Annotated in this window: 21 protein-coding genes; 12 read left to right on the forward strand and 9 right to left on the reverse strand. The window is 66.9% G+C overall.

The window, feature by feature from the left end; genetic code table 11:
- Positions 1 to 52: 52 nt before the first annotated feature.
- Positions 53 to 1,570: an MFS transporter gene (locus M1L61_RS05130; RefSeq protein ID WP_197576514.1), complete on the forward strand. Its 1,518-nt coding sequence runs from the start codon at positions 53 to 55 to the stop codon at positions 1,568 to 1,570.
- Here the strand turns inward: M1L61_RS05130 and M1L61_RS05135 are convergent.
- The 3 genes from M1L61_RS05135 to M1L61_RS05145 all read right to left on the reverse strand — a co-directional run bounded on the left by M1L61_RS05135 (position 1,554) and on the right by M1L61_RS05145 (position 5,793).
- Positions 1,554 to 3,647: a TonB-dependent siderophore receptor gene (locus M1L61_RS05135; RefSeq protein ID WP_248854405.1), complete on the reverse strand. Its 2,094-nt coding sequence runs from the start codon at positions 3,645 to 3,647 to the stop codon at positions 1,554 to 1,556. The two genes, M1L61_RS05130 and M1L61_RS05135, sit on opposite strands and share 17 nt — an antisense overlap.
- A gap of 99 nt (positions 3,648 to 3,746) precedes the next feature.
- On the reverse strand, positions 3,747 to 5,123 hold the full coding sequence (locus M1L61_RS05140) for an ATP-binding protein (RefSeq protein WP_248854764.1): 1,377 nt from the start codon (positions 5,121 to 5,123) through the stop codon (positions 3,747 to 3,749).
- The gene (locus M1L61_RS05145) at positions 5,110 to 5,793 is read right to left on the reverse strand and encodes a response regulator transcription factor (protein WP_010483717.1); all 684 of its coding nucleotides are present in this window, start codon (positions 5,791 to 5,793) and stop codon (positions 5,110 to 5,112) included. The genes M1L61_RS05140 and M1L61_RS05145 overlap by 14 nt, the downstream gene beginning before the upstream one ends.
- A 156-nt stretch (positions 5,794 to 5,949) precedes the next feature.
- On the opposite strand from M1L61_RS05145, the gene M1L61_RS05150 reads away from it, so the two are divergent.
- Together M1L61_RS05150 and M1L61_RS05155 are read left to right on the forward strand one after the other, a co-directional pair.
- Entirely contained in the window at positions 5,950 to 7,125 is a 1,176-nt protein-coding gene (locus M1L61_RS05150) for an efflux RND transporter periplasmic adaptor subunit (protein ID WP_248854406.1), read from the forward strand.
- Between the two features lie 4 nt (positions 7,126 to 7,129).
- Positions 7,130 to 10,231, forward strand: coding sequence for an efflux RND transporter permease subunit (locus M1L61_RS05155; RefSeq protein WP_049410235.1), 3,102 nt, complete (start codon positions 7,130 to 7,132; stop codon positions 10,229 to 10,231).
- Between the two features lie 275 nt (positions 10,232 to 10,506).
- On the opposite strand, the gene M1L61_RS05160 is transcribed toward M1L61_RS05155, so the two are convergent.
- The gene (locus tag M1L61_RS05160; RefSeq protein WP_019336934.1) at positions 10,507 to 10,911 is read right to left on the reverse strand and encodes a GFA family protein; all 405 of its coding nucleotides are present in this window, start codon (positions 10,909 to 10,911) and stop codon (positions 10,507 to 10,509) included.
- Positions 10,912 to 11,082: 171 nt separating this feature from the next.
- Between M1L61_RS05160 and M1L61_RS05165 the strand changes: the two genes are divergently transcribed.
- Together M1L61_RS05165 and M1L61_RS05170 are read left to right on the forward strand one after the other, a co-directional pair.
- Positions 11,083 to 12,057, forward strand: a complete 975-nt coding sequence (locus M1L61_RS05165) for a DUF4105 domain-containing protein (RefSeq protein ID WP_010483709.1) — start codon at positions 11,083 to 11,085, stop codon at positions 12,055 to 12,057.
- Positions 12,057 to 14,078: an alpha/beta hydrolase gene (locus M1L61_RS05170; protein WP_248854407.1), complete on the forward strand. Its 2,022-nt coding sequence runs from the start codon at positions 12,057 to 12,059 to the stop codon at positions 14,076 to 14,078. The genes M1L61_RS05165 and M1L61_RS05170 overlap by 1 nt, the downstream gene beginning before the upstream one ends.
- 38 nt (positions 14,079 to 14,116) lie before the next feature.
- On the opposite strand, the gene M1L61_RS05175 is transcribed toward M1L61_RS05170, so the two are convergent.
- Positions 14,117 to 15,538 (reverse strand): MFS transporter, encoded by a 1,422-nt coding sequence (locus M1L61_RS05175; protein WP_224329073.1) that lies wholly within the window; start codon positions 15,536 to 15,538, stop codon positions 14,117 to 14,119.
- A gap of 29 nt (positions 15,539 to 15,567) precedes the next feature.
- Here M1L61_RS05175 and soxR point away from each other — a divergent pair, with 29 nt between their 5' ends.
- Positions 15,568 to 16,002 carry a redox-sensitive transcriptional activator SoxR gene (gene soxR, locus M1L61_RS05180; RefSeq protein ID WP_010483703.1) on the forward strand — a complete coding sequence of 145 codons (435 nt, stop codon included), beginning with the start codon at positions 15,568 to 15,570 and terminating at the stop codon, positions 16,000 to 16,002.
- Positions 16,003 to 16,075: 73 nt separating this feature from the next.
- Here the strand turns inward: soxR and M1L61_RS05185 are convergent, their stop codons facing one another.
- Positions 16,076 to 16,678: a short chain dehydrogenase gene (locus M1L61_RS05185; protein WP_049410246.1), complete on the reverse strand. Its 603-nt coding sequence runs from the start codon at positions 16,676 to 16,678 to the stop codon at positions 16,076 to 16,078.
- A 98-nt stretch (positions 16,679 to 16,776) separates the two neighbouring features.
- Between M1L61_RS05185 and M1L61_RS05190 the strand changes: the two genes are divergently transcribed.
- Positions 16,777 to 17,652, forward strand: coding sequence for a LysR family transcriptional regulator (locus M1L61_RS05190; protein ID WP_049481362.1), 876 nt, complete (start codon positions 16,777 to 16,779; stop codon positions 17,650 to 17,652).
- 59 nt (positions 17,653 to 17,711) lie between these two features.
- Here M1L61_RS05190 and proC read toward each other — a convergent pair whose 3' ends face one another.
- Both proC and M1L61_RS05200 read right to left on the reverse strand, forming a co-directional pair.
- Positions 17,712 to 18,533, reverse strand: a complete 822-nt coding sequence (proC, locus tag M1L61_RS05195; protein ID WP_248854408.1) for a pyrroline-5-carboxylate reductase — start codon at positions 18,531 to 18,533, stop codon at positions 17,712 to 17,714.
- Between the two features lie 18 nt (positions 18,534 to 18,551).
- Entirely contained in the window at positions 18,552 to 19,229 is a 678-nt protein-coding gene (locus tag M1L61_RS05200) for a YggS family pyridoxal phosphate-dependent enzyme (RefSeq protein WP_100447906.1), read from the reverse strand.
- Between the two features lie 87 nt (positions 19,230 to 19,316).
- Between M1L61_RS05200 and M1L61_RS05205 the strand changes: the two genes are divergently transcribed.
- The 3 genes from M1L61_RS05205 to M1L61_RS05215 all read left to right on the forward strand — a co-directional run bounded on the left by M1L61_RS05205 (position 19,317) and on the right by M1L61_RS05215 (position 22,729).
- Positions 19,317 to 20,354 carry a type IV pilus twitching motility protein PilT gene (locus M1L61_RS05205; RefSeq protein WP_006422551.1) on the forward strand — a complete coding sequence of 346 codons (1,038 nt, stop codon included), beginning with the start codon at positions 19,317 to 19,319 and terminating at the stop codon, positions 20,352 to 20,354.
- Positions 20,355 to 20,433: 79 nt separating this feature from the next.
- On the forward strand, positions 20,434 to 21,597 hold the full coding sequence (locus M1L61_RS05210) for a PilT/PilU family type 4a pilus ATPase (protein WP_049434422.1): 1,164 nt from the start codon (positions 20,434 to 20,436) through the stop codon (positions 21,595 to 21,597).
- 148 nt (positions 21,598 to 21,745) lie between these two features.
- A complete protein-coding gene (locus M1L61_RS05215; protein WP_043398309.1) occupies positions 21,746 to 22,729 on the forward strand; it encodes an aldo/keto reductase in 984 nt (327 codons plus the stop codon).
- A gap of 42 nt (positions 22,730 to 22,771) precedes the next feature.
- On the opposite strand, the gene M1L61_RS05220 is transcribed toward M1L61_RS05215, so the two are convergent.
- The gene (locus M1L61_RS05220) at positions 22,772 to 23,668 is read right to left on the reverse strand and encodes a LysR family transcriptional regulator (RefSeq protein WP_043398312.1); all 897 of its coding nucleotides are present in this window, start codon (positions 23,666 to 23,668) and stop codon (positions 22,772 to 22,774) included.
- Between the two features lie 380 nt (positions 23,669 to 24,048).
- Between M1L61_RS05220 and M1L61_RS05225 the strand changes: the two genes are divergently transcribed.
- Positions 24,049 to 24,261, forward strand: a complete 213-nt coding sequence (locus M1L61_RS05225; protein WP_014646220.1) for a DUF4287 domain-containing protein — start codon at positions 24,049 to 24,051, stop codon at positions 24,259 to 24,261.
- A 109-nt stretch (positions 24,262 to 24,370) separates the two neighbouring features.
- Positions 24,371 to 25,078 (forward strand): YitT family protein, encoded by a 708-nt coding sequence (locus M1L61_RS05230; RefSeq protein WP_029379885.1) that lies wholly within the window; start codon positions 24,371 to 24,373, stop codon positions 25,076 to 25,078.
- The last annotated feature ends 24 nt before the right edge of the window (positions 25,079 to 25,102 follow it).

The raw sequence follows: 25,102 nt of genomic DNA on the forward strand, positions 1-25,102 counted from the left end.
TTCAGCAATACCGGCCTGCCCATCATCAACGCCCCTGATGGATGGAGCCCACATGGCCCCGGTTTCGATACGCCCTATACCCGTCCGCACGCAGCAGCACTGGACGCTGCTTGCGGTCTGCCTGGCCGCGCTGGCGCTGCCGTTGTCCTTTTCGGCCGGTGCCGTCGCGGTGCCGGTGCTGGCTCGTTCTGCGGGGGCCTCGCCCACCGCGTTGGCCTGGGTGACCAATGCCTTCATGCTGACCTTCGGCAGCCTGCTGCTTGCTGCCGGTGGCCTGGCCGACCGCTACGGCCGTCGGCGGATGTTCCTGACGGGCACGGTCGGATTCACCGCTGCTACGACCGCTGCATGCGTGGCCCCGACGCTGCTGTGGCTGGATCTGGCGCGCGGCCTGCAGGGCGTTGCCGCCGCCGCCGCGCTGGCCTCGGGCACTGCGGCGCTGGCGCAGGGCTGGCAGGGGCCGGCGCGTGGCCGCGTCTTCGCCCTGCTGGGCACGACGTTCGGTGCGGGGCTGGCGCTTGGGCCGTTGCTGGCGGGCCTGCTGCTGCAGGCACTGGGATGGCGCAGTGTGTTCGCAGCCGGTGGTGTACCGGCGTTGGCGGCCTTCGCACTGGGCGCGCGCGTGTTGCCTGAGAGCCATGGAGAGCGCGGCCGGCTGGATGTCGGCGGCATGCTGGCTTTCAGCATGATGCTGGCGGCGTTGACGCTGTCCCTGCTGTGGCTGGGCGAATTCGGCGTGCACGCTGTGCGCGTGCAACTGGCATTGCTCGCCACGCTGTTGCTCGGCGCAGCGTTCGTCTGCATCGAACGGATGCATCCATTCCCATTGCTGGACCTCTCGCTGTTCTCGCAACCGGCGTTCCTGGGCGTCCAGCTGCTACCGGTGGCGACCTGCCTCGGCTACGTGGTGCTGCTGGTGGTGTTGCCGCTTCAACTCCTGGGTGTGCATGGGCAGAGCACCACGTGGGTTGGCCTGCAGATGCTGGCCCTGTCTGTCCCGATGCTGGTGCTGCCGCTGTTGGCCGCGCGCTGGGCGGGACGGATCGGCAGCGCACGGCTGTGCACTCTTGGCCTGCTGGTGTGTGCGTGCGGCCTGTATCTGCTGTCGCGGTATGCGGCCCATCCGTCGCCGTGGCAGTGGATGCCATGGCTGGTGCTGATCGGCGCGGGCACGGCCTTGCCGTGGGGGCTGATGGATGGGTTGTCGGTGAGCATGGTGCCGGTGCAGCGCGCCGGCATGGCTGCAGGCATCTTCGGCACCGTGAGGGTGGCCGGCGAAGGCATTGCACTGGCGGCCGTGACAGCAGTGCTGTCGCTGCTTGTCAGCGAGCATCTCCAGGGAACGTCGCCAGCATCGCTGGCGCGTGCCGGCGCCTATCTGGCAACCGGAGCGCATGGCCAGGCGGCGGCACTGCTGCCGTCGATGAGCAGCGGGCAGCTGCAGCACGCCAGTGCCGAGGCGCTGGCGGTGCTGCTGCGTCTGCTGGCACTGCTGACCGCCGCATGCGCGGTGGTGTTTCACCTGCTGCTGCGGCGGCCGACATTGGCCGTGCTCAGAACCGATAGCTGATGGTGCCGGTGACCACGCGCGGGTAGCCGGCGAAGCAGTCGCCAAACGTACGGCACGGGGCGTAGTAGCGCTTGTCGGTGAGGTTGGTGATGTTCAATGCCATCGTCCAGTCGGCCACCTGCACTTCCACCAATGCATCGGCCAGCGTGTAGCTGGGCGTGATGATGCGCCCGCCATTGCCCAGCGACACCGTATTGCCGACATGGCGCACGCCCAGCCCCAGGCGCAGGCGTGCGGCATCGTCCAGCTGGAAGCCCTTCGAGACCCAGGCCGAGGCCAGGTCCTGCGGGGTGTCGTTGAGGCGCTGGCCCACTTCCAGCGCGAAGTTGCTGCGGCTGACCTCGGCCTCGTTGCGTGCAATGGCGGCGGTGATGGTCAGATCGTTGGCGAACTGGAACTGGCCTTCCAGCTCGAGGCCCTTGGAGCGGATCTGCCCGGTCTGCACCACGTTCAGCACGTTGTCCGGATCGTTGGTCTGGCGATTGGTTTCGGTGATGCGGTACGCCGCCATCGTCAGCAGCAGGTTGCGTGCCGGCTGCCACTTGATGCCGGCCTCGCTCTGGCGGCCACGCATCGGCTTGAAGGCCTGGCCGAACAGGTCCTGGCCAGTGACCGGCAGGAACGATTCGCTGTAGCTCAGGTAGGGCGATACTCCGGCGCCGAGGTCACCGATCAGGCCGGCGCGGTAGGTGGTGGCGTTGTCGGTCTGGCTGGGTTGGCCTTCGGTCTTCGAGCGCGCATGGTCGCGGCGCGCGCCCAGCACCAGCGAGACGCGGTCGGCCCAGCGGATCTGGTCCTGCACATAGACACCCAGCTGGGTGGAGGTCTGGTCCGGCTGACGATCCCAGCCACGCACGATCGGTGCGACCGATACCGGGGTGTAGATGTCGATCGGCGTGCCGGTGGCGTCCAGCCGCTGCAGCTGCTCCTTGTACTGGCTGTAGTCCACACCGGCCAGCAGCAGGTGCTGGAAGGCACCGGTGGCGAAATCGAACTGCAGCGCATTGTCGGCGCTGAAGATCTGCACGTCGGGGCGGGTGCCGTAGGCGGTACGGTTGACCACGCGGCGGTCGGCGTCGATGAAGGGATCTGCCGGATTGCTGTAGCTGTCCACGTACATCTGCTGCAGGGTGGTCCTGCCATCGATGTAACGCACCGCCGAGCGCAGGCTGAGCACGTCATTGAAGCTGTGGTCGAACAGCGCGGTCAGGCTGTAGACGCGCGAATCGATGCGATCAAAGCCGGGGTGGCCGATGAAGGTGGAGGTGTCCAGGCGGCGGCCCGGCAGTGCGAACAGGGTCGCGGCCAGCGGCAGGAACTGCTGGCTGGAGCCGGTCCTGTCGTGCTGGTAGCTGGCCAGCAGGGTCAGCGTGCTGCGTTCGCCGCGCCAGCTGATCGAGGGCGCCAGGTAGATGCGGTCATCGTTGAGTACATCGGTCTGCATGTTCGATTCACGCATCAGCCCGACGAAGCGACCGGCAACCGTACCGGCATCGTTCAAGGCGCCGCCAATGTCACCCTGCAGCTGCCTGCGGTCGAAGCTGCCGAACTGCACGCCGACCTCGCCCGTGAGGGTGCCAAAGGTCGGGCGCTTGCTCATCGCATTGATGATGCCACCGGTGGCGCCGGCACCGTACAGTACCGAGGATGGGCCGCGCAGCACTTCCACCCGCTCCAGGCCATAGATTTCCGGGCGGGCGAGGGGGCTGAAACCGTAGCTGCGGCGCAGGCCATCCTGGTACTGCACGGGGTCCAGCCCGCGCACCGAGGTCGCGTCGTTGCGGGTATCCAGGCCCCAGGCATCGGCGGTGACGCCGGCGCTGTAGCGCAGCACTTCCTGCAGGTTGTGCGCGCCGCGATCGGTGAACAGCTGCTGGGTGACCACGCTGATCGCCTGCGGCGTCTCGGTCAGGGCGGTGTCGGTCTTGGTCGCGGTGCTGGCCCGCTCGGCCACCACGGTCACCTTGTCCAGGGTGCGTGCCGCCGGGCCGTCCTGGGCCTGGGCGATGGCCGAGGCCAGCAGGGTGGGCAGGGCAAGCGTGTACAGCAGCGGGCGGCGCGGCGACAGGGCGGGCATCGTCAGGAATCCGGGGAGGGCGGTGACGCCGGATTATCCGGATGCCCGACTGCAAATACAAATGATTCCCAAGTGCGATTGGATCAATCGGGACAGGCGTCAGGGCAGGCCGTCCGAGGCGCCGCGGATGCTCAGCCAGGCGCCACCGCCCGGGGCACTGCCTGCGCGCAGCCGGAAGCCGTGCAGGCCGGCAATGGCGGCCACGATCGACAGGCCCAAGCCGAATCCAGGTCCCTGGCCGGCACTGCTGCTGCCGCGGAAGAAGCGCTGGTAGATCAGCGTGCGATCCTGCGGCGGGATGCCGGGTCCATTGTCGATCACATCGATCCTCGGCGCGCCGCGATCGTCGACCGCACGCAGCAGGATGCGGCCGTGCGCAGGGGTGAACTGCAGGGCGTTGGACAGCAGGTTCGCCACCGCTTCGAACAACAGCTCACGGTCGCCACGCAGCAGGCTAACCTGTGGATCCACCTGCAGTTCCAGCAACTGCTGCTTCTCTTCGGCCAGTGGCAGGTAGAACTGGTGCAGTTCCTGCAGCAGCTCGGCAAGGTCGACCTCGTCGAAGGCCGAACGCCGCTGGTGGCTTTCCAGTTCGGATACCCGCAGCAGCGCGGTGAAGCGCGCCATCAGCATGTCCGTTTCCGCCAGTGCCTTGTCCAGCGGGTCGGCATGGGGATCCTGTTCGTCCAGACCGACGCGCATGCGGTACAGATGCGCCCGCAGGCGGGTGAGCGGGGTGCGCAGATCATGGGCGATGCTGTCGCACACGCCTTTGACCTCGGTCATCAGCTGCTCGATACGTTCGAGCATGGCATTGACGATGCTCGACAGCCGATCGATCTCGTCGCGACGGTTGGATACCGGCAGGCGCTGGCCGAGGTCGCCGGCGACGATGCGGCTGGTGGCCGCTTCGATCTGCTGGATCCGCTTCAACGGGCGCCGGCGCAGCAGATGCCAGCCGACCAGGCCAGGGATGACGGTCAGCGACACGCCCCACAGCAGTGCATCGAGAATGATGCTGTTGACCGCCATGAGCTTGCCGTTCTGGCGCACGAACACCAGCGTCCGCCCGTCCCGGGTCGCTACGCCAAGTGCGCTGCCGCCGCTCTCGTGCTTTCCATCGACCAATGTCCAGCCTTCCACCGGATGCGAGCTGCCATCCAGCGGCAGTCCCGCTGGGATGGCGGTCAGCGGTCCAGCCAATGGCGCGCCGTCGCCGCTGAACAATCCGTAGGTGTAGACCTGGTGCAGGTCGAAGCGCTGGCTGTCGCGCAACGCATCGTCCAGTGCCTGGCCGTCGAATGCCATGAACAGATGGGCACGCTGCTGCAGCCCGGATTCGGTCAGGTCATTGAGATAGTCCGAGATGCGCCAGTACATCACCCCCAGCAGCAGGCTCGACCAGGCCACGAACAGGATGCAGTACAACCCGAGCAGGCGGCTGCTGGACGAGCGCCACTGGTCAGGATTGCGCATCGAAGACATAGCCGGTTCCACGTACGGTGGTGATGGGTTGAGGGCGGCCCGGCTGCTCGATGCGCTTGCGCACGCGGCCGATGTGGACATCGATCAGGTTGGTGCCGGGGTCGAAGTGATAGCCCCAGACTTCCTGGAACAGCATGCTGCGGGTGACCACCTGGCCGGCATTGCGGACCAGGAATTCGAGCAGCTTGAACTCGGTCGGCAGCAGGCTGATCTCCTGCCCGCCACGCCGGGCCGAACGGGTCATCAGATCCAGTTCGAGGTCGCCGGCATGCAGGACACTGTCGGCAGGGCCGGCCTGGCTCTGGCGACGGATCAATACCTCCACGCGGGCCGCCATCTCATCGGAGGCGAACGGCTTGGTCAGGTAATCGTCGCCGCCTGCACGCAGGCCACGCACGCGCTCGTCCACGTCCGACAGCGCGCTGATCATCAGTACGGGCGTGACGATACCTTCGCGCCGGAGGGCCGTGACCAGCGCCAGGCCATCAATGCCAGGCAGCATGCGGTCCAGGGTGATCACCGCGTAGTCGCCCGCACGCGCCAATGCGAGGCCGGCAGTGCCATCAACGGCAACGTCGACCTCGAAGCCATGGCTGCGCAGCTCGGTTGCGATTTCCTCCGCTGTGACAAGGTCGTCCTCGATGGTGAGTACGCGCGGCATGGGCCAGTGTGCAGGTTGGATGGCTGCCATCCTCGCAACCGCTCGCGGTGACTGCAAATGAAAAATGTTTCATGCGCGATTCGCCGGATTCCGCGCACAGGTCTTCTATATTCGGCGCCGAGCGTCTCCCCCCGGCGCGCGGAACCCCGGCACCCGATGAACCTCCTGCACATGCCCTTGCCATGCCATGCCCGGCCACTGCGGCTCCGGCGGCCTCTGCTGCTTGCGCTCGTTCTGCTCGGCCTGCTGTCGGCCTGCGGCAAGGATGCGCCCACGCCGGCCGGCAGGCTTCACGAGGTGGAGGTGCTGACCCTGCAGGAAAGGCCGCTGGCGATGGAACAGGAGCTGCCGGGGCGGACCATCGCATCGCAGGAGTCGGATGTGCGCCCGCAGGTGGATGGCGTGCTGGTGAAACGCCTGTTCGAGGAGGGCGAAACCGTGCGTGCCGGGCAGCCTTTGTTCCAGATCGAACCGGCCCTGTACCAGGCGGCGTTGAATCAGGCTCAGGCCAACCTGAAAACCGCCGAAGCGGCGGCAGTGACCGCACGCCTGCGCGCGCAACGGATGCAGGCGCTGGGCGGCGAGCAGCTGGCCGCGCGCCAGGACGTGGATGACGCCATCGCCAGCGGGCAGCAGGCCGCAGCCGCGGTGCAGGCGGCACAGGCGAGCCTGGATACCGCACGTACGCGGCTTGGTTTCGCCACGGTGACCGCGCCGATTGCCGGGCGCATCGGCCGTGCGCTGTTCACACCCGGGGCGCTGGTTACCTCGGGCCAGGCCAACCCGCTGGCGCGGATCCAGCAGGTCGACCCGATGAACGTGGACATCACCCAGTCCAGCAACGAGTACCTGGCTTTGCGCCGCGCCATCGCCGACGGTGGCGTGCAGGCCACCACCGCTGCGGTGCGGCTGCGGCTGTCCGATGGCAGCGCGTATCCGTTGCCCGGCACCCTGGAATTTGCCGATATCGACGTGCAGCAGGAAACCGGGAGCATCACCCTGCGTGCACGTTTTCCCAATCCCGCCGGGCAGCTGCTGCCGGGGATGTATGTGCGGGCGCAGGTGGGGCAGGGCACCCGCCAGCAGGCGCTGCTGGTGCCACAGGCTGCGGTCGACCGCAGCCCGAAGGGCGAGGCGCAGGTGTGGGTGGTGGATGAGGGCGGCAAGGCGAAGCTGCGCCTGTTCCGCACCGCGCGTGCGGTGGGCGATCAGTGGCTGGTGCTCGATGGCCTGGCCGCCGGTGAACAGGTGGTGGTGGCCGGCACGCAGGGCCTGGCCGATGGCATGGCGGTACGGGTGAAGTCTGCGCCGGCACCGGCCGGGAAGGACTGAGCAGATGCTGCCGCGCTTCTTCATCCATCGCCCGGTGTTCGCCTGGGTGCTGGCGATCTGCATCATGGCGTTTGGCGCGATCGCCGTCAGCCAGCTGCCGGTCGAACAGTACCCGGACATCGCACCGCCACAGGTCAACATCACGGCCAACTACACCGGCGCCTCGGCGCAGACGGTGGAAGACAGCGTCACCCAGGTGATCGAACAGCAGATCAAAGGCATCGATCACCTGTTGTATTTCTCGTCGACCAGTTCGTCATCGGGGCAGGCGCGCATCACGGTCACATTCGACCAGAGCGCCAACCCGGACATTGCCCAGGTCCAGGTGCAGAACAGCGTCAACCAGGCCATCAACCGGCTGCCGCAGGAAGTGCAGCAGCAGGGCGTGACGGTCGCCAAGTCGCAGGGCGACTCGCTGATGGTGGTCTCGCTGTATGACACCAGCCGGCGCATGGAACGGGTGGATGTTTCCGACTTCCTGGTCAGCAACGTGCAGGATCCGATCAGCCGCATTCCGGGTGTCGGCGAGATCAATGTGTTCGGCTCGGCGTATGCGATGCGCGTGTGGCTGGACCCGCACAAGCTGCGCGCCTACGACCTGATGCCGGCCGACGTGCGCACGGCCATCCAGGCCCAGAACACCCAGGTCACGGCCGGCGAACTGGGCGCATTGCCATCCAGCGCAACGCAGAGCCTGAATGCCACCGTCACTGCCCAGTCGCGGCTGCAGACGCCCGAACAGTTCCGCGCGATCATCCTGCGCACGCTTCCCAGCGGCGCTGCAGTGCACCTGGGCGACGTGGCACGGGTGGAGATCGGTGCCGAGAACTACCAGACCAGCAGCTATCTCAATGGCTATCCGGCGGCGGGTTTCTCGGTCACGCTGGCCTCCGGGGCCAACGCGCTGGCCACCGCGGATGCGGTCCGTGAGGAGATCGAACGCCTGCGACCGACGTTCCCGCCCGGGCTGCAGGTCGCCTATCCGCGCGACAGCACACCGTTCGTGCGGGTCTCGATCGAGGGTGTCATCCATACCCTCATCGAGGCCATCGTGCTGGTGGTCGTGGTGATGTTCCTGTTCCTGCAGAACCTGCGCGCTACGTTGATCCCCGCGATCACGGTGCCGGTGGTGCTGCTGGGCACGTTCGGCGTGCTGGCGGTCGCCGGATTCACGATCAACACGCTCACCTTGTTTGCGATGGTTCTGGCGATCGGCCTGCTGGTCGACGACGCGATCGTGGTGGTGGAGAACGTGGAGCGCATCATCCACGACGAGCACCTGCCGCCACGCGAGGCCACCGAAAAATCGATGGGCGAGATCACCGGCGCGCTGATCGGCATCACCGTGGTGCTGGGCGCGGTGTTCCTGCCGATGGCCCTGTTCGGTGGTTCCACCGGCATCATCTACCGCCAGTTCTCGATCACCATTGCATCTGCGATGGCGCTGTCGGCGCTTGTCGCGCTGACGCTGACCCCGGCGCTGTGCGCGACCCTGCTCAAGCCATCTTCGGCGCAGAAACCGCAGGGCCGCTTCTTCAGGGCCTTCAACCGGGGTGTCGAGCGCAGCCAGTTGGCCTATCAGGGAAAGCTCGGTGGCGTGGTCGCCCGGCCGCGGCGCTGGATGGCGTTCTACCTGCTGGTGGTGGTCGCCATGATTGCGCTGTACGCGCGCATGCCCACCGGCTTCCTGCCGGTGGAAGACCAGGGCCAGGTGACCTTCCAGTTCTCCACGCCGGAGGGCACGCCGATGGCGCGTACCGAAGCGCTGGGCGAGCAGATCAGCCGCTACTTCATGGAGCACGAGAAGCAGAACCTGGACGTGGTGTTCGTGGTGGTTGGCCGCAACAATGCCGGCACCGGCCAGAACGCCGGACAGGGCTTCCTCGCACTGAAACCCTGGGATGAGCGTACCGGCGACAACACCGCTGCGGCGATCATCACGCGTGCCAATGCCTACTTCCGCGGGTTGCCCGATGCCAGGGTCAATGTGCTTGCACCGCCGGCGGTGCGTGGACTGGGCCAGTCCAGTGGCTTCGAACTGTGGATGCAGGACACCAGCGCCGCCGGGCGCGTGGCCCTGCAGGCAGCGCAGGAACAGGTGGTGCGTGCGGCCGGCGAAGACGATGGGCTCACCTCGGTGCGCCTGAACGGCCTCGGCGACAAGGCCGAGCTGCGGCTGGACATCGACCATGCGCAGGCCAGCGCGCTGGGGTTGTCCCAGGCCGACATCAATTCCACCCTGTCCGCGGCCTGGGGCGGCAGCTACATCAACGATTTCCTCGACCGTGGCCGGGTCAAGCGGGTCTACATGCAGGGTGACCAGCCCTACCGCAGCGTGCCCGACGACATCGGCCAGTGGTATGTGCGCGGTGGCAACGGCCAGATGGCGTCGTTCGCCAGCTTCGCCAGCAGCCACTGGGCGCGCGGGCCCCAGCTGCAGCAGCGCTTCAACGGTCTGCCGGCGATGCAGATCCAGGGCAGTGCCGCCGAAGGACGCAGTTCGGGCGAGGCGATGCAGCGCATGCAGGCGCTGATTGCGGACCAGGCGGGATTCGACCTGCAGTGGAGTGGCCTGTCCTACCAGGAGCGGTTGGCCAGCAACCAGACGCTGTGGCTTTACCTGGCCTCGATTGCCTTCATCTTCCTGTGCCTGGCTGCGCTCTATGAAAGCTGGACGGTGCCGGTGGCCGTGGTACTGGTGATTCCCTTGGGCGTGATCGGTACCGTGCTGGCGACCATCGCGGCGGGCTTCGTCAACGACATCTACTTCCAGGTCGGTCTGCTGACCACCATCGGCCTGTCGGCGAAGAATGCGATCCTGATCGTGGAGTTCGCCGAGGCCCGCTATCGCGCGGGCAGTTCAGCGGTGGAGGCCGCGCTGCAGGGCGCACGCCTGCGCCTGCGTCCGATCGTGATGACGTCGTTGGCCTTTGTGGCCGGTGTGATTCCGTTGGCGTTGGCCACCGGTGCCGGTGCGGTCAGTCGCCGTGAGATCGGCATGAGCGTGATCGGCGGCATGGTCTCCGGCACGGTGCTGGCGGTGGTGCTGGTGCCATTGTTCTTCGTGCTGGTGCGCCGCCTCGGCCGGTCACGGCCGCAGGACTGAGGGGGGGCGCGGCTGTCATCTGGCTGCCGCAGCACCATCACCCGTCCTTTGCCCAGGTGTCGCTAGCGTAGGTCGTCCCCGTCCCCCACGGAGACCTGCCATGTGGCTGCTCGATCATCTCTGGCCCGGCCGCAGACCTGTCCCTCCCCCGGTCGCTGCCGAACCACAGGCGACGCCCCGTCGGCCCTGGCTGAAACGCCCGGTGCGGGCCGGCCGCAGTGGCATGGCGCCGTGGCAGAAGGTCGCCGCACCGCCACGGCGGACGCGCCACTAGGCTAGTCGCCGCGGTCGGCCGGGTGGTTGACCCCGTCGTTGACCGGAATGATGCCCAGTGCGAACGGGTCGATGCCCTCCAGGCAGGCCACGTTGTAGCCGTACTGGTCCGGGTTGGAACGACGCCGGTGGTGGGTGTAGATGCCGCACACGCCGCAGAAATAGTGCTCGGCCACATGCGTGTTGAACTGGTACAGCTGCAGGTGGTTCTGCCCGCGCACCACCTGCAGGCCCGCGCGTGCGACGCTGGCGGCGATGGCGCCACGGCGGCGGCACATCGAGCAGTCACAGCGGCGCGGGTCGACGATGCCATCAGGCAGGTCCAGCAGCAGTTCGACCGTGCCGCAGTGGCAGGTGGCGCGATGCCGGGGTTGGACCGGAACGCCGGCCACGGAAGTGATGCCCATCGTTGCTCCTGTGAAGTGAATCTGGCCGCAGAGGCCGCCGCCGACGGTGCACCGGCCTGCCTGAACGGGCCGTAGATGCCACGGTGAACCCGCTTGTGGCTAACTATGCGGCTTCAAGACCGCGACAGGACGCCAGTGAACGCCGCAGGACGTTGGATGACAGGAAGTGCCATGGCGCTGCTGGCGCTGTGGGTGACCGGGCTGCTGGCCTATCAGTTGCCGGGGCCGGGCTGGCTGGCCACCGGCGTCGCCGGGCTGTGGCTGCTGGTTGCGCTGTGGGCGTCGTGGCGGGTCGCGCGGGGCCGTGCCTCGCGCCGCCTGGGTCTGGCGTTCGGGGCATCGCTGGCGCTGGCCGGCCTGTGGTGGCTGCTGCTGACCCCGCGCCAGGACCGGTTGTGGGCCGATGACGTGGCGCAGCGCCTGCACGTGGTGTCCTTCGATGGCCGCCACGTCGTGCTGGACAATGTGCGTGACTTCAGTTGGCGCACCGAAACCGACTACGACGCACACTGGGTGCGCCGCGAGTACGACCTGGACCAGCTGCGCTCGGCCGACCTGGTGCTGTCGTACTGGATGGGCCCGGCCATCGCCCACACCCTCATCTCGTTCGGCTTCGAGGACGGTCGCCACGTGGTGTTCTCGCTGGAGATCCGCAAGGAGCGCGGTGAGTCGTTCTCGGCGCTGGGCGGCTTCTTCCGCAAGTTCGAGATGACCCTGGTGGCGTCGGAGGAGACCGACATCATCCGCACACGCACCAACGCGCGTGGCGAGGACGTCTACCTGTACCGCCTGCATGGTATGGACCGCACGCAGCTGAAGGAACTGTTCGCTGCGTACATCGCGCAGGCCCGCGAACTGGATGCGAAGCCCGGCTTCTACAACACGTTGACCAGCAACTGCACCACCATCGTCTTCGACCTGGCCCGCCACATCGCACCGCGCCTGCCGCTGGATTACCGCCTGCTGCTGTCCGGTTACCTGGCCGAGTACGCGCAGGAGGTCGGCGCGCTCACTCCAGGCGTGCCGTACACCGAGCTGCATGCCAAGGGCCGCATCACCCAGCGTGCGCTGGACCTGGGCGATGGCCCGCACTTCTCCACCGTGATCCGCCAGGGCGTGCCCGGCACCGAGCAGGACCCACAGTAATGACCCAACTCTTTCTGACCCGCTGGCAGCGCATGCTGCCGGCGCTGCTTGCCGCCTTCCTGCTGCTGGGCAGCAGCGGCTGTGCGATGGTGACCGTCAAGCAGGTCAAATCCAGCGATTCGCTGGTCAACAAGCGCGCGGATGTGCTCAACACCGGCAAGCTCAGCCCGGCCGCGCGCGAGACGCTCAGCGCGGCGGGCCTGGACGAGTCGCAGTGCGAGAAGGACTTTCTGGTCTGCCGCAGCACGCTGCTGATGACCGATGACCTCAATGTCGAGCAGCGGCTGTCGGCGCTGTCCGAATTGTGGGTGAAGGCCGCGCTGGCGCTGACACCGAAGAAGACCGCAGCGGGTGATCCGCCGATGAGCGATGCGGCATTGGATGCCTGGCTGGAAGCGGCGCGTTACGCGTATGCGTATCTGTTCTACAGCGGCAGGTCCCCATCCGACCGTGCCTTCGAGGACCGGCAGACGCAGGTGCGTGACTACTACAACTACGCGGCCGAGAAAGCAGCGGTGGTGCTGTTCGTGCGTGCGCGTGCGGCGGCACTTGCCGGCGAGGACTACACGAAGCCGGTCTCGGTCGGCAGCTGGTCGCTGGCCTCCAACTACCAGCAGTTGAACCTGAAGAGCATCCCGGCGCAGTTGGTGCCGGCCGGTACCGTCAGTTTCGTCGGCCTGCGCAGCACCTATCGCCGCGATGGTTTCGGCGCCGAGCTGGTGATGGTGATGGATCCGCCGAAGCTGGTCGCGCCGGTGATCGAACCCGATGGCCCGAAGGCCGAGACCACGCAGGACGACGGCGACGACGCGCACCGTGGCCGTCGTCATCGCCATGACGATTCGGTGCCCGAATTCAGTGAGATGTCCTCGATCAACGTCACCGCACTGCTGCGTTTCGAGGGCAGCAGCCTGGAAGACGTGATGCGCACACGCCGGGTCGAGCTGGATGCCTATTCGCCGGAAGCCACCGAGCGCATCACCCTGCACGGTGAGCAGGTACCGCTGGCCGGCAACTTCACCGCGGCCTATGGCCTGTGGCTGGCGCAGAGTGGCTTCGCCCGGCAGTCGCTGCGCACCCTGTTCGGCATGAGCGAGGGCATCGGCGAGCCGCACATCTACCTGATGCAGCCTTGGGACCCGAACCGGCGCATCATCTTCATGCTGCATGGCCTGGCCAGCAGCCCGGAAGCCTGGGTGAACCTGGCCAATGAGATCATGGGCGATCCCGAGCTGCGCCAGCAGTTCCAGGTGTGGCAGGTCTATTACCCGACCAATGCGCCGATCGCACTGAACCGCTACGAGATCGCCAATGCGTTCAGCGACACGCTGAAGCATTTCGACCCCAACGGCAGCACGCGTGCATCGAAGGACATGGTTTACATCGGCCACAGCATGGGCGGTGTACTGGCGCGGCTGCTGGTGAGCGACTCGGGCGACGTGCTGTGGAATGACCTGCTGGCCAACTACGACCTGAAGGGTGAACGGCTGAAGCGGGTGCAGAACAAGCTGGGGCCGCTGCTGCATTTCAAGGCACAGCCGAACGTGGAACGCGCGATCTTCATCGCCGCACCACACCAGGGTACCGACATCGCCGGCAACAAGGTCGGCCGCCTGATCGGTCGCCTGGTGCGCCTGCCGCTGACCATTCTCGGCAAGTTCGAGGACGTGTTCATGGCACTGGCGCAGGCCGAGCAGCAGGTCGATGGCACCGCCAAGCCGAAGATCCCGAACAGCATCGACAACCTCAAGGCCAGCGATCCGTTCGTGAAGGCCGCCGCACAGCTGCCGATCGAAGCGGGCCTGAAGTACCACTCGATCATCGCCCAGCGCAAACCGGAACTGCCGGTGGAGAAGTCCGATGACGGGCTGGTGCCGTACTGGAGCGCACACCTGCCGGGCGCATTGTCGGAGAAGGTGATCATTTCCGGCCACAGCGTGCAGGAGACCCCGCAGGCGGTGCTGGAGGTGCGGCGCATCCTGCATCGGGATATTGATGACATGGGGACTGGCACCCGGTAGTGCCGGCCGCTGGCCGGCAATCCCGCAATGCGGCGGCGTTACACCCGCCGCGCGATCACCGTGGCCAGCAGCGCCAGGCCGAAGGTGATCGCCAGGCACAGCACGTAACCGGTGTGGGGTGCGCTTTGCACGAACAGCGCGAACAGCGCGCCGGAAACCGCCAGCGCGGTGGTCACCGACAGCGCCTCGCTCAGCTGCAGTGCCGAGGTGTTGGTACCCTGCTCCTGCGGCGCCGACAACGACAGCGTCAGCACCGACAGGCTCGCGTAGATCATGCCCATGCCGAAGCCGGTCACGGCCCAGCCGAGCAGCGACACCGGCAGTGGCACCACGTTGAACAGCACGGCCAGCGTGGCGGCGATGCCGACCGTCATCATCGTTGTGCCCACCCGCAACAGCTGCTGGCGCGACCAGCCACGCTGCTGGTGACCCTGCAGCCATGAACCGGCGAACCAGCCCAGTGCGCCAAGACTGAGCACGGCACCGGCCCAGCTGGGCGAGAGCCCGCGTTCGCGCTGCAGCAGCAGCGGCAGGTAGGCCTCGCAGGCGAAGAAGGCGGCCGCCGCGACGCCGCGCAGCGCGATCACGCTGGGCAGGCCACGGCGCAGGATCAGGGTTCCGGGCGGAAGCAGTCGATGCACGCAGAACAGCAGCGCCAGCATCGCCACGCCGATGCAGAGCAGCGCAGGCAGGCCCTGCTGCTGGCCGCCGAAGTAGAGCAGCAGCGCCGCCAGCGAGGCACCACTGGCCCAGCGCACAACGTTGCCTCGCCCATCGTCGGCGAGGCCGCCATCGGTGGGCTGCATGCGCGTGAGTGCCGGGCGCAGCAGCAGCGCGGCCGGAATGGCCAGCAGTGGCACGGCCAGGAACACCCAGCGCCAGCCGAGATGCTGCACGATCAGCCCGCTCAGCGCGGGGCCGATCATGGACGGCACCACCCAGCCGGCCGAGAACGCGGCGAATACCTTCGGACGCAGGTGCTCGGGGTAGCTGCGGCCGACCATCACATACAGCGAAACCGAGATCGCGCCCGCGCCGAGGCCCTGCAGCAGCCGCCCCGCCACCAGCATGCCCATGCGCATCGCGAAGCCGGCCAGCAGCAGGCCTAGGACGAAGCAGGCCAACCCGTACCAGAGCGGCCGTGCCGGCCCGTGGCGGTCGGCCCAGCGTCCGGCCAGGGTCATGCCGATCACGCTGGTGGCCAGGGTGCCGCCGAAGGCGAGGGCGTACAGGCGCAGGCCATCCAGCGCCTCGGCCACGGTCGGCATGGCGGCCGCTACCGCCAGGGCTTCGAAGGCATGCAGCGCCACCAACGCCACCATGCCGATGGTGGTGGCGCGGTAGCGCGGGGACAGGATCGACGTATCCGCCGGTGTACTGGCGTTGGCGGGGGCGAGCGTGGGGGTCATACGGGTCAGATGCGGGCCGCGCTTGTCAACTGGCGGCGAAGATAGCAGCATGCCACCTCAACCGCAGTTTAGGTCAAGCAATGGTGTCCCAGGAACTCAGCGTTGGCGAAGTCTCCCAGCGCAGTGGCGTGGCGGTTTCCGCGCTGCACTTCTACGAGCGCAAGGGGCTGATCAGCAGCCTGCGCACCTCGGGCAACCAGCGCCGCTACAGCCGCGACGTGCTGCGACGGTTGGCCGTGATCCGTGTCGCGCAACGGGTGGGCATGCCACTGGAAGCCGTCGGCCGTGCCTTCGAAAGCCTGCCCGAGGGCCGCGCACCGACCAAGGCCGACTGGGCCAAGCTGTCCGCGCGCTGGCGCACCGAGCTGGAGGAGCGCATCCACATGCTGCAGCTGCTGCGCGATGAGCTGACCGGCTGTATCGGCTGCGGCTGCCTGTCGCTGCAGCGCTGCCGCCTGGCCAATCCCGAAGACATCCTGGGCGAACGCGGCGACGGCCCGATGCGCTGGGAGTGACCCACGAAAACGGGACGGAGGGGATTATTTCGTTTGTGCATTAACGACTTAATCCCCTCCGTCCCCTTTTTTCTTACCAGACCGTGATCGTCTCGCCGCTCTGGATGCCTTCCACTGCACGCTGGAAGGCCAGCGCCGCGCGCTGCGCGCTCACGGCTTCGAAGCCCGGGAAGTAGGGGCCGTACGCCGCCATCGATTCGATCAGCACGTTCGGGCTGACCACGTTGATGCGCAGGCCGCGCGGCAGCAGTTCCAGTGCTGCCGCACGCACGAAGCCTTCCAGTGCGGCGTTCACGGCGGTGGCGTTGACGCCATCGCGGATCGGTTGGGCGCTGATGATGCCGCTGGTCAGGGTGATCGAGCCGCCGGCGTTGAGGTGGTGCTGGGCGGCCAGTGCCAGCCGCACCTGCCCCAGCAGCTTGTCCTGCAGCCCGATGTTGAACTGTCCTGGCGTCATCTGCTGCAACGGGCCGAAGTGCACCGAGCCGGTGGTGGAGATCACCGCATCGACCGGGCCGGTACGCGCGAACAGTTCGGCGACGCTGGCGTCATCGGTCAGGTCCACTCGGAGTTCGCCGCTGCTGCGGCCGGCGGCGAGAATCTGATGCTGTTGGCCGAGCTGGCGGGCGACTGCCTGGCCGAGGGTGCCGCTGGCACCGACGAGGAGGATCTTCATGGCCGTTCCTTGCGTGGGGGAGTGAGCGCAGTCTGCGCCGTCACGGTGCGGTTAGGTAAGCGGCGTATGATTCGCAGATTCCTAACTCTGGATTAGCAATGGATACCCTTCGCTGCATGCAGGCCTTTGTTGCCGTGGCCGAGCGCGGGAGCTTCGCAGGGGCTGCCGAACAGCTGCAGGTCTCGGCGGTGATGGTCGGCAAGTACATCCAGCAGCTGGAGGCGCACCTGGGCACCGCGTTGCTGCAACGGAACACCCGCCGCCAGCGCCTGACCGAAGCCGGCAGCGCCTACCTCGCTGGGTGCCGGCAGGTGCTGGAGCAGGTGCAGCAGGCCGAGGCCGACGTGGCCGGACTGCAGATACAGCCACGCGGGCTGCTGCGGGTCAGCGCACCCACCACCTGGGGCAGCTGCGTGCTGGCGCCACAACTGGCCGGCCTGCTGCGCGCGCAGCCGCAGTTGAACATCGAACTGGATCTGAGCAACCGCCGTGTGGATCTGATCGAGGACGGCTTCGACGTAGCGATCCGGGTCGGGCCACTGCCGTCGCAGGAAGTGGTGGCGCGGCCGCTGCCACCGTATGCGATGAGCCTGTGTGCGGCACCGTCCTACCTGCGCCGGCGCGGCACGCCGCGTACGCCCGCGGATCTACAGGGGCATGATTGCCTGAGCCACCTGGCCTGGCGCGGCGGCCATGGTTGGCAGCTGGCCAACGGCGAATACGTGGACTGGGAGGCGCGCCTGACCTGCAATGACGGGTTCGCGCTGCGCGAAGCGGCGGTCGCCGGCGCGGGGCTGGTGTTGCAGCCGACCGCATTGCTGGCCGGTGAGATCGCGGCAGGGCGGTTGAAGCCGCTGCTGCGCGACTACCTGCCCGAACCACGGCCGATGCACCTGATCTACCTGCCCGACCGCAGGCCGCGTCCGCGGTTGCAGTGCTTCGTCGATTTCGTCATGACCACATTGGGGCAATGAGCATCCACGCCAGGCGTGGATGACGGTGGGTGCCGACCGTTGGTCGGCACGCATCGGGATCAATCATTCGCCGCAGACAGTTCCTGCCCACGCACCTGTGCGGCACGCAGTGCGGTGTCCACCAGGGCCTCGAAGCCACCGGCCTGGAAGCTCTCGATCGCGGCCTGGGTGGTGCCGTTCGGCGAGGTCACGCGGCGGCGAAGCTCGGCCGGGCTCTCACCGGCTTCATCAAGCATGCGCGAGGCACCCAGCAGGGTCTGCACCACCAGCGTGCGCGCGGCGTCGGCTGGCAGGCCCTGGGCAATACCCGCCGCTTCCATCGCTTCGGCCAGCAGGAACACATAGGCCGGGCCACTGCCGGATACAGCAGTCACTGAATCCATCAGCGCCTCGCTGTCGATCCACACGGTGCGGCCTGCGCTGGCCAGCACCTTCTCGGCCTGTGCGTGCTGCTGCGTGTCCACCGACGGTGTGGCGAACAGGCCGGTCACACCTGCGCCGAGCAGGGCAGGGGTGTTCGGCATCGCGCGCACCACTGCCAGGTTGCCTCCCAGCCAACGCTGCAGCTGCGCGCTGGTGATGCCGGCGGCAATCGACACCACCATCGGTCGGTTCGCCTGTGCCAGTGCCCGCAGCGACTGGCAGACCTCACGCAGCACCTGCGGCTTCACCGCCAGCAGCCAGGTGCTGCCCTGCGCAGCGGCATCAATCGCGTTGTCATGCACCTGCACACCGAAGTCGGCGGCCAGCGCCTGGCGCAGTTCGGCCACCGGTTCGGCGACGTGGATGTGCGCGGCGGGTGTGCCCTGGCGGATCAGGCCGGCGATCAGGCTGCGCGCCATGTTGCCGCCGCCGATGAAAGTGATGGAATCAGCTGCCATGGAAAGCTCCTTGGAAAGTCAGGCTGGGCGCGGGCGCGCGCCGAACAGTGCGGTACCGATCCGCACCAGGGTGGCACCCTCGGCGATGGCTTCGGCGTAGTCGCTGCTCATGCCCATCGACAGCGTGTCGATCTGCGTGTGCTGGGCAGCCAGCGACTGGAAAAGTGTGCGCATGCGCACGAATGCATCCCGACGGTGCTCGGCCTCGGGCCATGGCGCGGGAATCGCCATCAGTCCGCGCAGGCGCAGGGTGGGTTCGGCGGCAATTGCGGCGGCGAGTACGTCCACTTCCTCCGGTGCACAGCCATGCTTGCTGGATTCGTCGTCGATGTTGACCTGGATCAGCACGTTCAGCGGGCCGCGCGCGGCCGGGCGATGGCGCGCAAGCGCCGTTACCAGCTTGGGCCGGTCCACGCTCTGCACCCAGTCGAAGTGGGTGGCCACGGCATCGGCCTTGTTCGACTGCAGGTGGCCGATCAGGTGCCACTCCAGCGCCAGGTGCTGCAGCGCCTGCATCTTGGCCAGCGCTTCCTGCACATAGTTTTCGCCGAAGGCATGCTGGCCCTGTGCGGCCAGCGCGGCCACGGCCTCGGCCGGTTGGGTCTTGGACACCGCCAGCAGGCGTGGATCGGGCCTGCCCGCGGCCTCGGCGGCGGCATGCAGGTTGCTCAGGATCTGGGGCAGGGGAGTGGCCACGTAACGCGTTCCGTTGAATCAGGAGGCTATACTGCCGCTCGGGGAAAGATCCTTCCAGTCGAAGCCGTTATTGGGGAGTAGCCGCTCATGGATATCGCCGAGCTGTTGGCGTTTTCCGTAAAGAACAAAGCGTCCGACCTGCACCTGTCCGCAGGCCTGCCGCCGATGATCCGCGTGGACGGCGACGTTCGCCGGATCAACATCCCAGCCCTGGACCACAAGCAGGTCCATGCGCTGGTGTACGACATCATGTCCGACAAGCAGCGCCGCGATTACGAGGAATTCCTCGAAGTGGACTTCTCCTTCGAGATTCCGTCGCTGGCGCGCTTCCGTGTGAACGCGTTCAACCAGAACCGTGGCGCCGGTGCGGTGTTCCGTACCATTCCGTCCGAGGTGCTCACCCTCGAGGACCTGGCCTGCCCGCCGTTGTTCCGCGAAGTGATCCAGCAGCCGCAGGGCCTGATCCTGGTGACCGGTCCGACCGGCTCGGGCAAGTCGACCACGCTGGCGGCGATGATCGACTACATCAACAAGAACGAATACGGCCACATCCTCACCGTCGAGGATCCGATCGAATTCGTGCACACCTCGCAGAAGTGCCTGATCAACCAGCGCGAAGTGCACCGTGATACGCATGGTTTCAATGAAGCGCTGCGCTCGGCACTGCGTGAGGACCCGGACATCATCCTGGTCGGCGAACTTCGCGACCTGGAAACCATCCGCCTGGCGCTGACCGCCGCGGAAACCGGCCACCTGGTGTTCGGCACCCTGCATACCAGCTCGGCGGCCAAGACCATCGACCGCATCATCGACGTGTTCCCGGCCGGCGAAAAGCCGATGGTGCGCTCGATGCTGTCCGAATCGCTGCGTGCCGTGATCTCGCAGGCGCTGCTGAAGAAGGTTGGTGGCGGTCGTACCGCTGCGTGGGAAATCATGGTCGGCACCCCGGCCATCCGCAACCTGATCCGTGAGGACAAGGTGGCGCAGATGTATTCGGCCATCCAGACCGGCCAGCAGTACGGCATGATGACCCTGGACCAGCACCTGCAGGACCTGGTCAAGCGCAGCCTGATCACCCGCAACCAGGCCCGCGACTACGCCAAGGACAAGCGCCTGTTCGAGTAAGGCGGGGCCGCAACGGGGCGGCGTGCGCCAGTGCGCCGCCGTTTCCGCGCCGTTTCCTCCACCGACCGTTTCCTGGTACATGCCCCATTGGGAGCCCGCCGTGAACACCACCGCGACCACCATCGATTTCACTTCGTTCCTCAAGCTGATGGCGCACCAGCGCGCCTCGGACCTGTTCATCACTGCGGGCATGCCGCCGGCGATGAAGGTCAACGGCAAGATCTCGCCGATCACGCAGACTCCGCTCACGCCGCAGCAGAGCCGCGACCTGGTCCTCAACGTGATGACCCCGGCGCAGCGCGAGGAATTCGAGAAGACCCACGAATGCAACTTCGCCATCGGCCTGTCCGGTGTCGGTCGTTTCCGCGTGAGCTGCTTCTACCAGCGCAACCAGGTGGGCATGGTGCTGCGTCGCATCGAGACGCGCATTCCGACCGTGGAAGAGTTGAGCCTGCCGCCGATCATCAAGACGCTGGCGATGACCAAGCGCGGCATCATCCTGTTCGTCGGTGCCACCGGCACCGGTAAGTCAACGTCGCTGGCGGCGATGATCGGTTACCGCAACCAGAACTCGACCGGCCACATCATCACCATCGAAGACCCGATCGAATTCGTGCACAAGCACGAGGGCTGCATCATCACCCAGCGTGAAGTCGGCATCGATACCGACAGCTGGGAAGCGGCGCTGAAGAACACCCTGCGCCAGGCGCCGGACGTGATCATGATCGGCGAAGTGCGTACCCGCGAAGGCATGGACCATGCCATCGCGTTCGCCGAAACCGGCCACCTGGTGCTGTGCACCCTGCATGCCAACAACGCCAACCAGGCGATGGACCGCATCGTCAACTTCTTCCCGGAAGACCGCCGCAACCAGCTGCTGATGGACCTGTCGCTGAATCTCAAAGGCGTGGTCGCTCAGCAGCTGATTCCTTCGCCCGATGGCCGCTCGCGCAAGGTGGCGATGGAGATCCTGCTGGGCACGCCGCTGGTGCAGGACTACATCCGCGATGGCGAGATTCACAAGCTGAAGGAAGTGATGAAGGACTCGGTCCAGCTGGGCATGAAGACCTTCGACCAGAGCCTGTTCGAGCTGTACCAGGCCGGTGAGATCAGCTACGAGGACGCACTGCGCTACGCCGATTCGCAGAACGAGGTACGCCTGCGCATCAAGCTCAGCCAGGGCGGCGACGCGCGCACCCTGTCGCAGGGGCTGGATGGCGTGGAGATCTCCGAGATCCGGTGACCTGGCGATGTGTAGAGTCGACTGACAGTCGACTCTACCGGGAGCGCGGGGGATTGATGAATTCCGGTCATGACCGACTGCCGTCCAGCCGGTTCAATCCAGCGCCCCTGCAGGCGTATCGTCAGCGCTCCCCCTCTGGAGCATGACGATGCAGACACGTGAACTCGGCCGCAGCGGCCTGAAGGTTTCCGCCCTGGGCCTGGGCTGCATGGGCCTGACCCATGCCTACGGCCAACCGGTCGAAACGGGCCAGGGCATTGCCCTGCTGCACGCCGCCGTCGAGCGCGGCGTGACCTTCTTCGACACCGCCGAGGTGTACGGCCCGTACACCAACGAAGACCTGCTCGGCCAGGCCCTGGCACCCTACCGCGACAGGCTGGTGATCGCCACCAAGTTCGGCTTCAAGGATGCGCGCACCGATACCGGCCTGGACAGCCGTCCGGAGAACATCCGTGCCGTGGCCGAAGCCAGCCTCAAGCGCCTGCGTACCGACCATATCGACCTGTTCTACCAGCACCGCGTCGACCCGAACGTGCCGATCGAGGACGTGGCCGGTACCGTGCGCGACCTGATCGCCGAGGGCAAGGTCGGCCACTTCGGGCTGTCCGAGGCCAGTGCCGCCACCGTGCGTCGCGCGCATGCAGTACAGCCGGTCACCGCCGTGCAGAGCGAGTACTCGCTGTGGTGGCGGGAACCGGAGCGCGAGCTGCTGCCGACCCTGCAGGAACTGGGCATCGGCTTCGTGCCGTTCAGTCCGCTGGGCCGCGGTTTCCTGACCGGTGCGATCAACGCCGATACCACTTTCGACGCCAACGACTTCCGCAACACCGTGCCGCGCTTCGAAGTGGAAGCACGCCGCGCCAACCAGGCGCTGGTGGACCGCATCAGTACGATTGCTGCGGCACGTGGCGCGACCCCGGCGCAGGTGGCGCTGGCCTGGCTGCTGGCGCAGGCACCGTGGATCGTGCCGATCCCGGGCACTACCAAGGTTCACCGCCTGGAAGAAAACCTGGGCGCGGCCAACCTGCAGCTGGCGCCGGAGGAACTGCAGCGCATTGCACAGGCGCTGGATGAAGTGTCGATCGTCGGCGAGCGCTACAACGCGCAGCGTGCGGCGCAGGCCAAGGGCTGACCACCCGGCGGGTGCGGACCGTTGGTCCGCACTCCTTGACCCTCACCCCATCGGCCCACGCAGCGCATCAAGCACCGTGCGCATCGCCACGGTGACGTGGCGGCGCGACGGGTAGTACGCGTAGTAGCCATCGAAGTGGGGGCACCAGTCGTCCAGCACCGACTGCAGCCGGCCATCGTCCAGCATCGGCTGCACCTGGTCTTCCGGCAGCCAGGCCAATCCGCTGCCGGCCAGCGCAGCGGCGCGGGTCATGCCCATGGTGTTGAAGGTCCACTGGCCGGTGACGCGCACGCTCAGTTCGTTGCCATCCTGGCCGAAATCCCACGGCATCAGCCCACCATGCGTGGGCAGGCGCAGGGTCACGCAGTTGTGGCCTGCAAGCTCGTCCGGATGCCGTGGCACCACATGCTGGCGGAAGTAGCTGGGCGCGCCGACCACGCGCATGCGCAGCGGCGGGCTGATCGGCACAGCGACCATGTCGCGCGCCAGCCGCTCGCCGAGGCGGATGCCGATGTCATAGCGCTCGGCCACGATGTCGGCCAGCCCGTAGTCGGCGGCCAGTTCCACCTTCAAATCCGGATACTGCTGCAGCAGCGGCGCCAGCCGTGGCCATGCGATGTACTCGGCGGCGTGGCCGGTGGCATTGATGCGGATGGTGCCGGCCGGGCGTTCGCGGTACTCGGCCAGCGCGGCCAACCCATCCTCGATCTCGGCCAGGCGTGGGCCCAGGGTATCGAGCAGGCGGGCCCCGGCTTCGGTGGTGGAGACGCTGCGGGTGGTGCGGGTCAGCAGGCGCACGCCGAGGCGCTGTTCCAGGCCGCGCATGGCATGGCTGAGCGCGGACTGGGATATGCCCAGCTGGGCGGCGGCCTTGGTGAAGCTGCCCTCGCGGGCAACGTGGACGAAGGCCTGCAGGTCGTTGAGATTTTCACGGGGCATGACGGGATGATACGGCCGGGCTGCGCCCGGCACCTGCCGAATCAACGTCAACGGCAACGTCAAAAGCTGGCTTCCCGTGGGAGGCGAGGTGGCTCAGGTTGCGGGGGACGGCGCAAGTACGTCCATGTAGCCTCGGTCGCGCTTGCTCGTGTGCGCTGTCCTGCGCACACGGCAAGACCGGGGTTGGGCGTCCTGCCCAACCCGCCCGAGGCATGCCTCGGGCCCATGGCGCTCACGCCCCCGCAACCTGAGCCACCCCGCCTTTGACAGTTTCCCGCGAGCTGTTGGAACGGCTTCGACCCCATTCTGTGTAGGCGTGTGGGGATGTCGATTTCAGGGACTGTGGTTCGTCGAATGAATGACTTCAACGGGAGCTGCACATGAGCACTGACACCAAGCCGAAAGGCCCGGCCTCGTATTTCCCCTCCATCGAGAAGACCTACGGGCAGCCGGTGGCGCACTGGTTCGGCCTGCTGGCGGGGAAGAAGGGCCTGAAACACATGGAGCTGGTCAGCTTCCTGAAAAGTGAGCATGGGCTGGGCCATGGCCATGCCAACGCGTTGGTGGCACATCATCTGGCCGGCAAGGGCTGAGCAGGGGCGGGCCGGGGCAGGGCAAGTCGCATTCAGCTGAACGATTTCATCTGCAACTGTCATGCAGATCGTGTCTAATACCGCTCCCCACCTGCTGTTCCCCATCCGTATGTCCCTTCCCTCCCATGGCCCCGCGCCGTGCGACGACGCTGACGGCCACCTGGTCACCGCCGGTCCGCTGACCCCGCCGCCCGACAGCGCCGGTACCACCGCCGACGAAAAAGCGCTGCGCCACTCGATCGCCGAGGATGTGCAGGGCATGGTGCTGGCCACGATGGTGGCCTCGCTGGGCCTGGCCATCTTCGCCAAGAGTGGGCTGATGATCGGCGGCATGGCCGGCATGGCCTTCCTGCTGCATTACGCGCTGGACTGGAACTTCGGCGTGGTGTTCGTGCTGGTCAATCTGCCGTTCTACTGGGTGGCGGTGCGGCGCATGGGCTGGGAATTCACCCTGAAGACCTTCGCCGCGGTCACCGCCTGTGGCGTGCTGACCGACCTGCTGCCGCGCTGGATCGACTTCTCGCACATCCACCCGCTGTATTCGGCGATCGTCGGTGGCGCATTGTCCGGCCTGGGCATCCTGTTCTTCATCCGTCACCGTGCCAGCCTCGGCGGTATCGGCATACTGGCGGTGTACCTGCAGCGCACCCGTGGCTGGAGCGCGGGCAAGGTGCAGATGTCCTACGACGCCTGCCTGATGGTGGCCGCGTTCTTCGTGCTGTCGCCTTCCAAGGTGCTGTATTCGGCCATCGGCGCGGTGGTGCTCAGCCTGGTGCTGATGTTCAACCACCGCCCCGGCCGCTACATGGGCGTGTGATCGCGCTCTCCGCGTTCGCCGGGA

The organism is Stenotrophomonas sp. NY11291, from assembly GCF_023277365.1.
Lineage (GTDB): Bacteria > Pseudomonadota > Gammaproteobacteria > Xanthomonadales > Xanthomonadaceae > Stenotrophomonas > Stenotrophomonas geniculata.

Excerpts from the sequence above, each read along its gene's own strand:
- M1L61_RS05150 (WP_248854406.1), top strand. The coding sequence starts at position 5,950 with ATGAACCTCCTGCACATGCCCTTGCCATGCCATGCCCGGCCACTGCGG.
- proC (WP_248854408.1), bottom strand. The coding sequence starts at position 18,533 with ATGGCAGCTGATTCCATCACTTTCATCGGCGGCGGCAACATGGCGCGC.
- M1L61_RS05175 (WP_224329073.1), bottom strand. The coding sequence starts at position 15,538 with ATGCTGCTATCTTCGCCGCCAGTTGACAAGCGCGGCCCGCATCTGACC.
- M1L61_RS05130 (WP_197576514.1), top strand. The coding sequence starts at position 53 with ATGGCCCCGGTTTCGATACGCCCTATACCCGTCCGCACGCAGCAGCAC.
- M1L61_RS05165 (WP_010483709.1), top strand. The coding sequence starts at position 11,083 with ATGGCGCTGCTGGCGCTGTGGGTGACCGGGCTGCTGGCCTATCAGTTG.
- M1L61_RS05145 (WP_010483717.1), bottom strand. The coding sequence starts at position 5,793 with ATGCCGCGCGTACTCACCATCGAGGACGACCTTGTCACAGCGGAGGAA.
- M1L61_RS05190 (WP_049481362.1), top strand. The coding sequence starts at position 16,777 with ATGGATACCCTTCGCTGCATGCAGGCCTTTGTTGCCGTGGCCGAGCGC.
- M1L61_RS05135 (WP_248854405.1), bottom strand. The coding sequence starts at position 3,647 with ATGCCCGCCCTGTCGCCGCGCCGCCCGCTGCTGTACACGCTTGCCCTG.
- M1L61_RS05140 (WP_248854764.1), bottom strand. The coding sequence starts at position 5,123 with ATGCGCAATCCTGACCAGTGGCGCTCGTCCAGCAGCCGCCTGCTCGGG.
- M1L61_RS05225 (WP_014646220.1), top strand. The coding sequence starts at position 24,049 with ATGAGCACTGACACCAAGCCGAAAGGCCCGGCCTCGTATTTCCCCTCC.
- M1L61_RS05210 (WP_049434422.1), top strand. The coding sequence starts at position 20,434 with ATGCCCCATTGGGAGCCCGCCGTGAACACCACCGCGACCACCATCGAT.
- M1L61_RS05220 (WP_043398312.1), bottom strand. The coding sequence starts at position 23,668 with ATGCCCCGTGAAAATCTCAACGACCTGCAGGCCTTCGTCCACGTTGCC.
- M1L61_RS05205 (WP_006422551.1), top strand. The coding sequence starts at position 19,317 with ATGGATATCGCCGAGCTGTTGGCGTTTTCCGTAAAGAACAAAGCGTCC.
- M1L61_RS05155 (WP_049410235.1), top strand. The coding sequence starts at position 7,130 with ATGCTGCCGCGCTTCTTCATCCATCGCCCGGTGTTCGCCTGGGTGCTG.
- M1L61_RS05185 (WP_049410246.1), bottom strand. The coding sequence starts at position 16,678 with ATGAAGATCCTCCTCGTCGGTGCCAGCGGCACCCTCGGCCAGGCAGTC.
- M1L61_RS05160 (WP_019336934.1), bottom strand. The coding sequence starts at position 10,911 with ATGGGCATCACTTCCGTGGCCGGCGTTCCGGTCCAACCCCGGCATCGC.
- M1L61_RS05215 (WP_043398309.1), top strand. The coding sequence starts at position 21,746 with ATGCAGACACGTGAACTCGGCCGCAGCGGCCTGAAGGTTTCCGCCCTG.
- soxR (WP_010483703.1), top strand. The coding sequence starts at position 15,568 with ATGGTGTCCCAGGAACTCAGCGTTGGCGAAGTCTCCCAGCGCAGTGGC.
- M1L61_RS05230 (WP_029379885.1), top strand. The coding sequence starts at position 24,371 with ATGTCCCTTCCCTCCCATGGCCCCGCGCCGTGCGACGACGCTGACGGC.
- M1L61_RS05170 (WP_248854407.1), top strand. The coding sequence starts at position 12,057 with ATGACCCAACTCTTTCTGACCCGCTGGCAGCGCATGCTGCCGGCGCTG.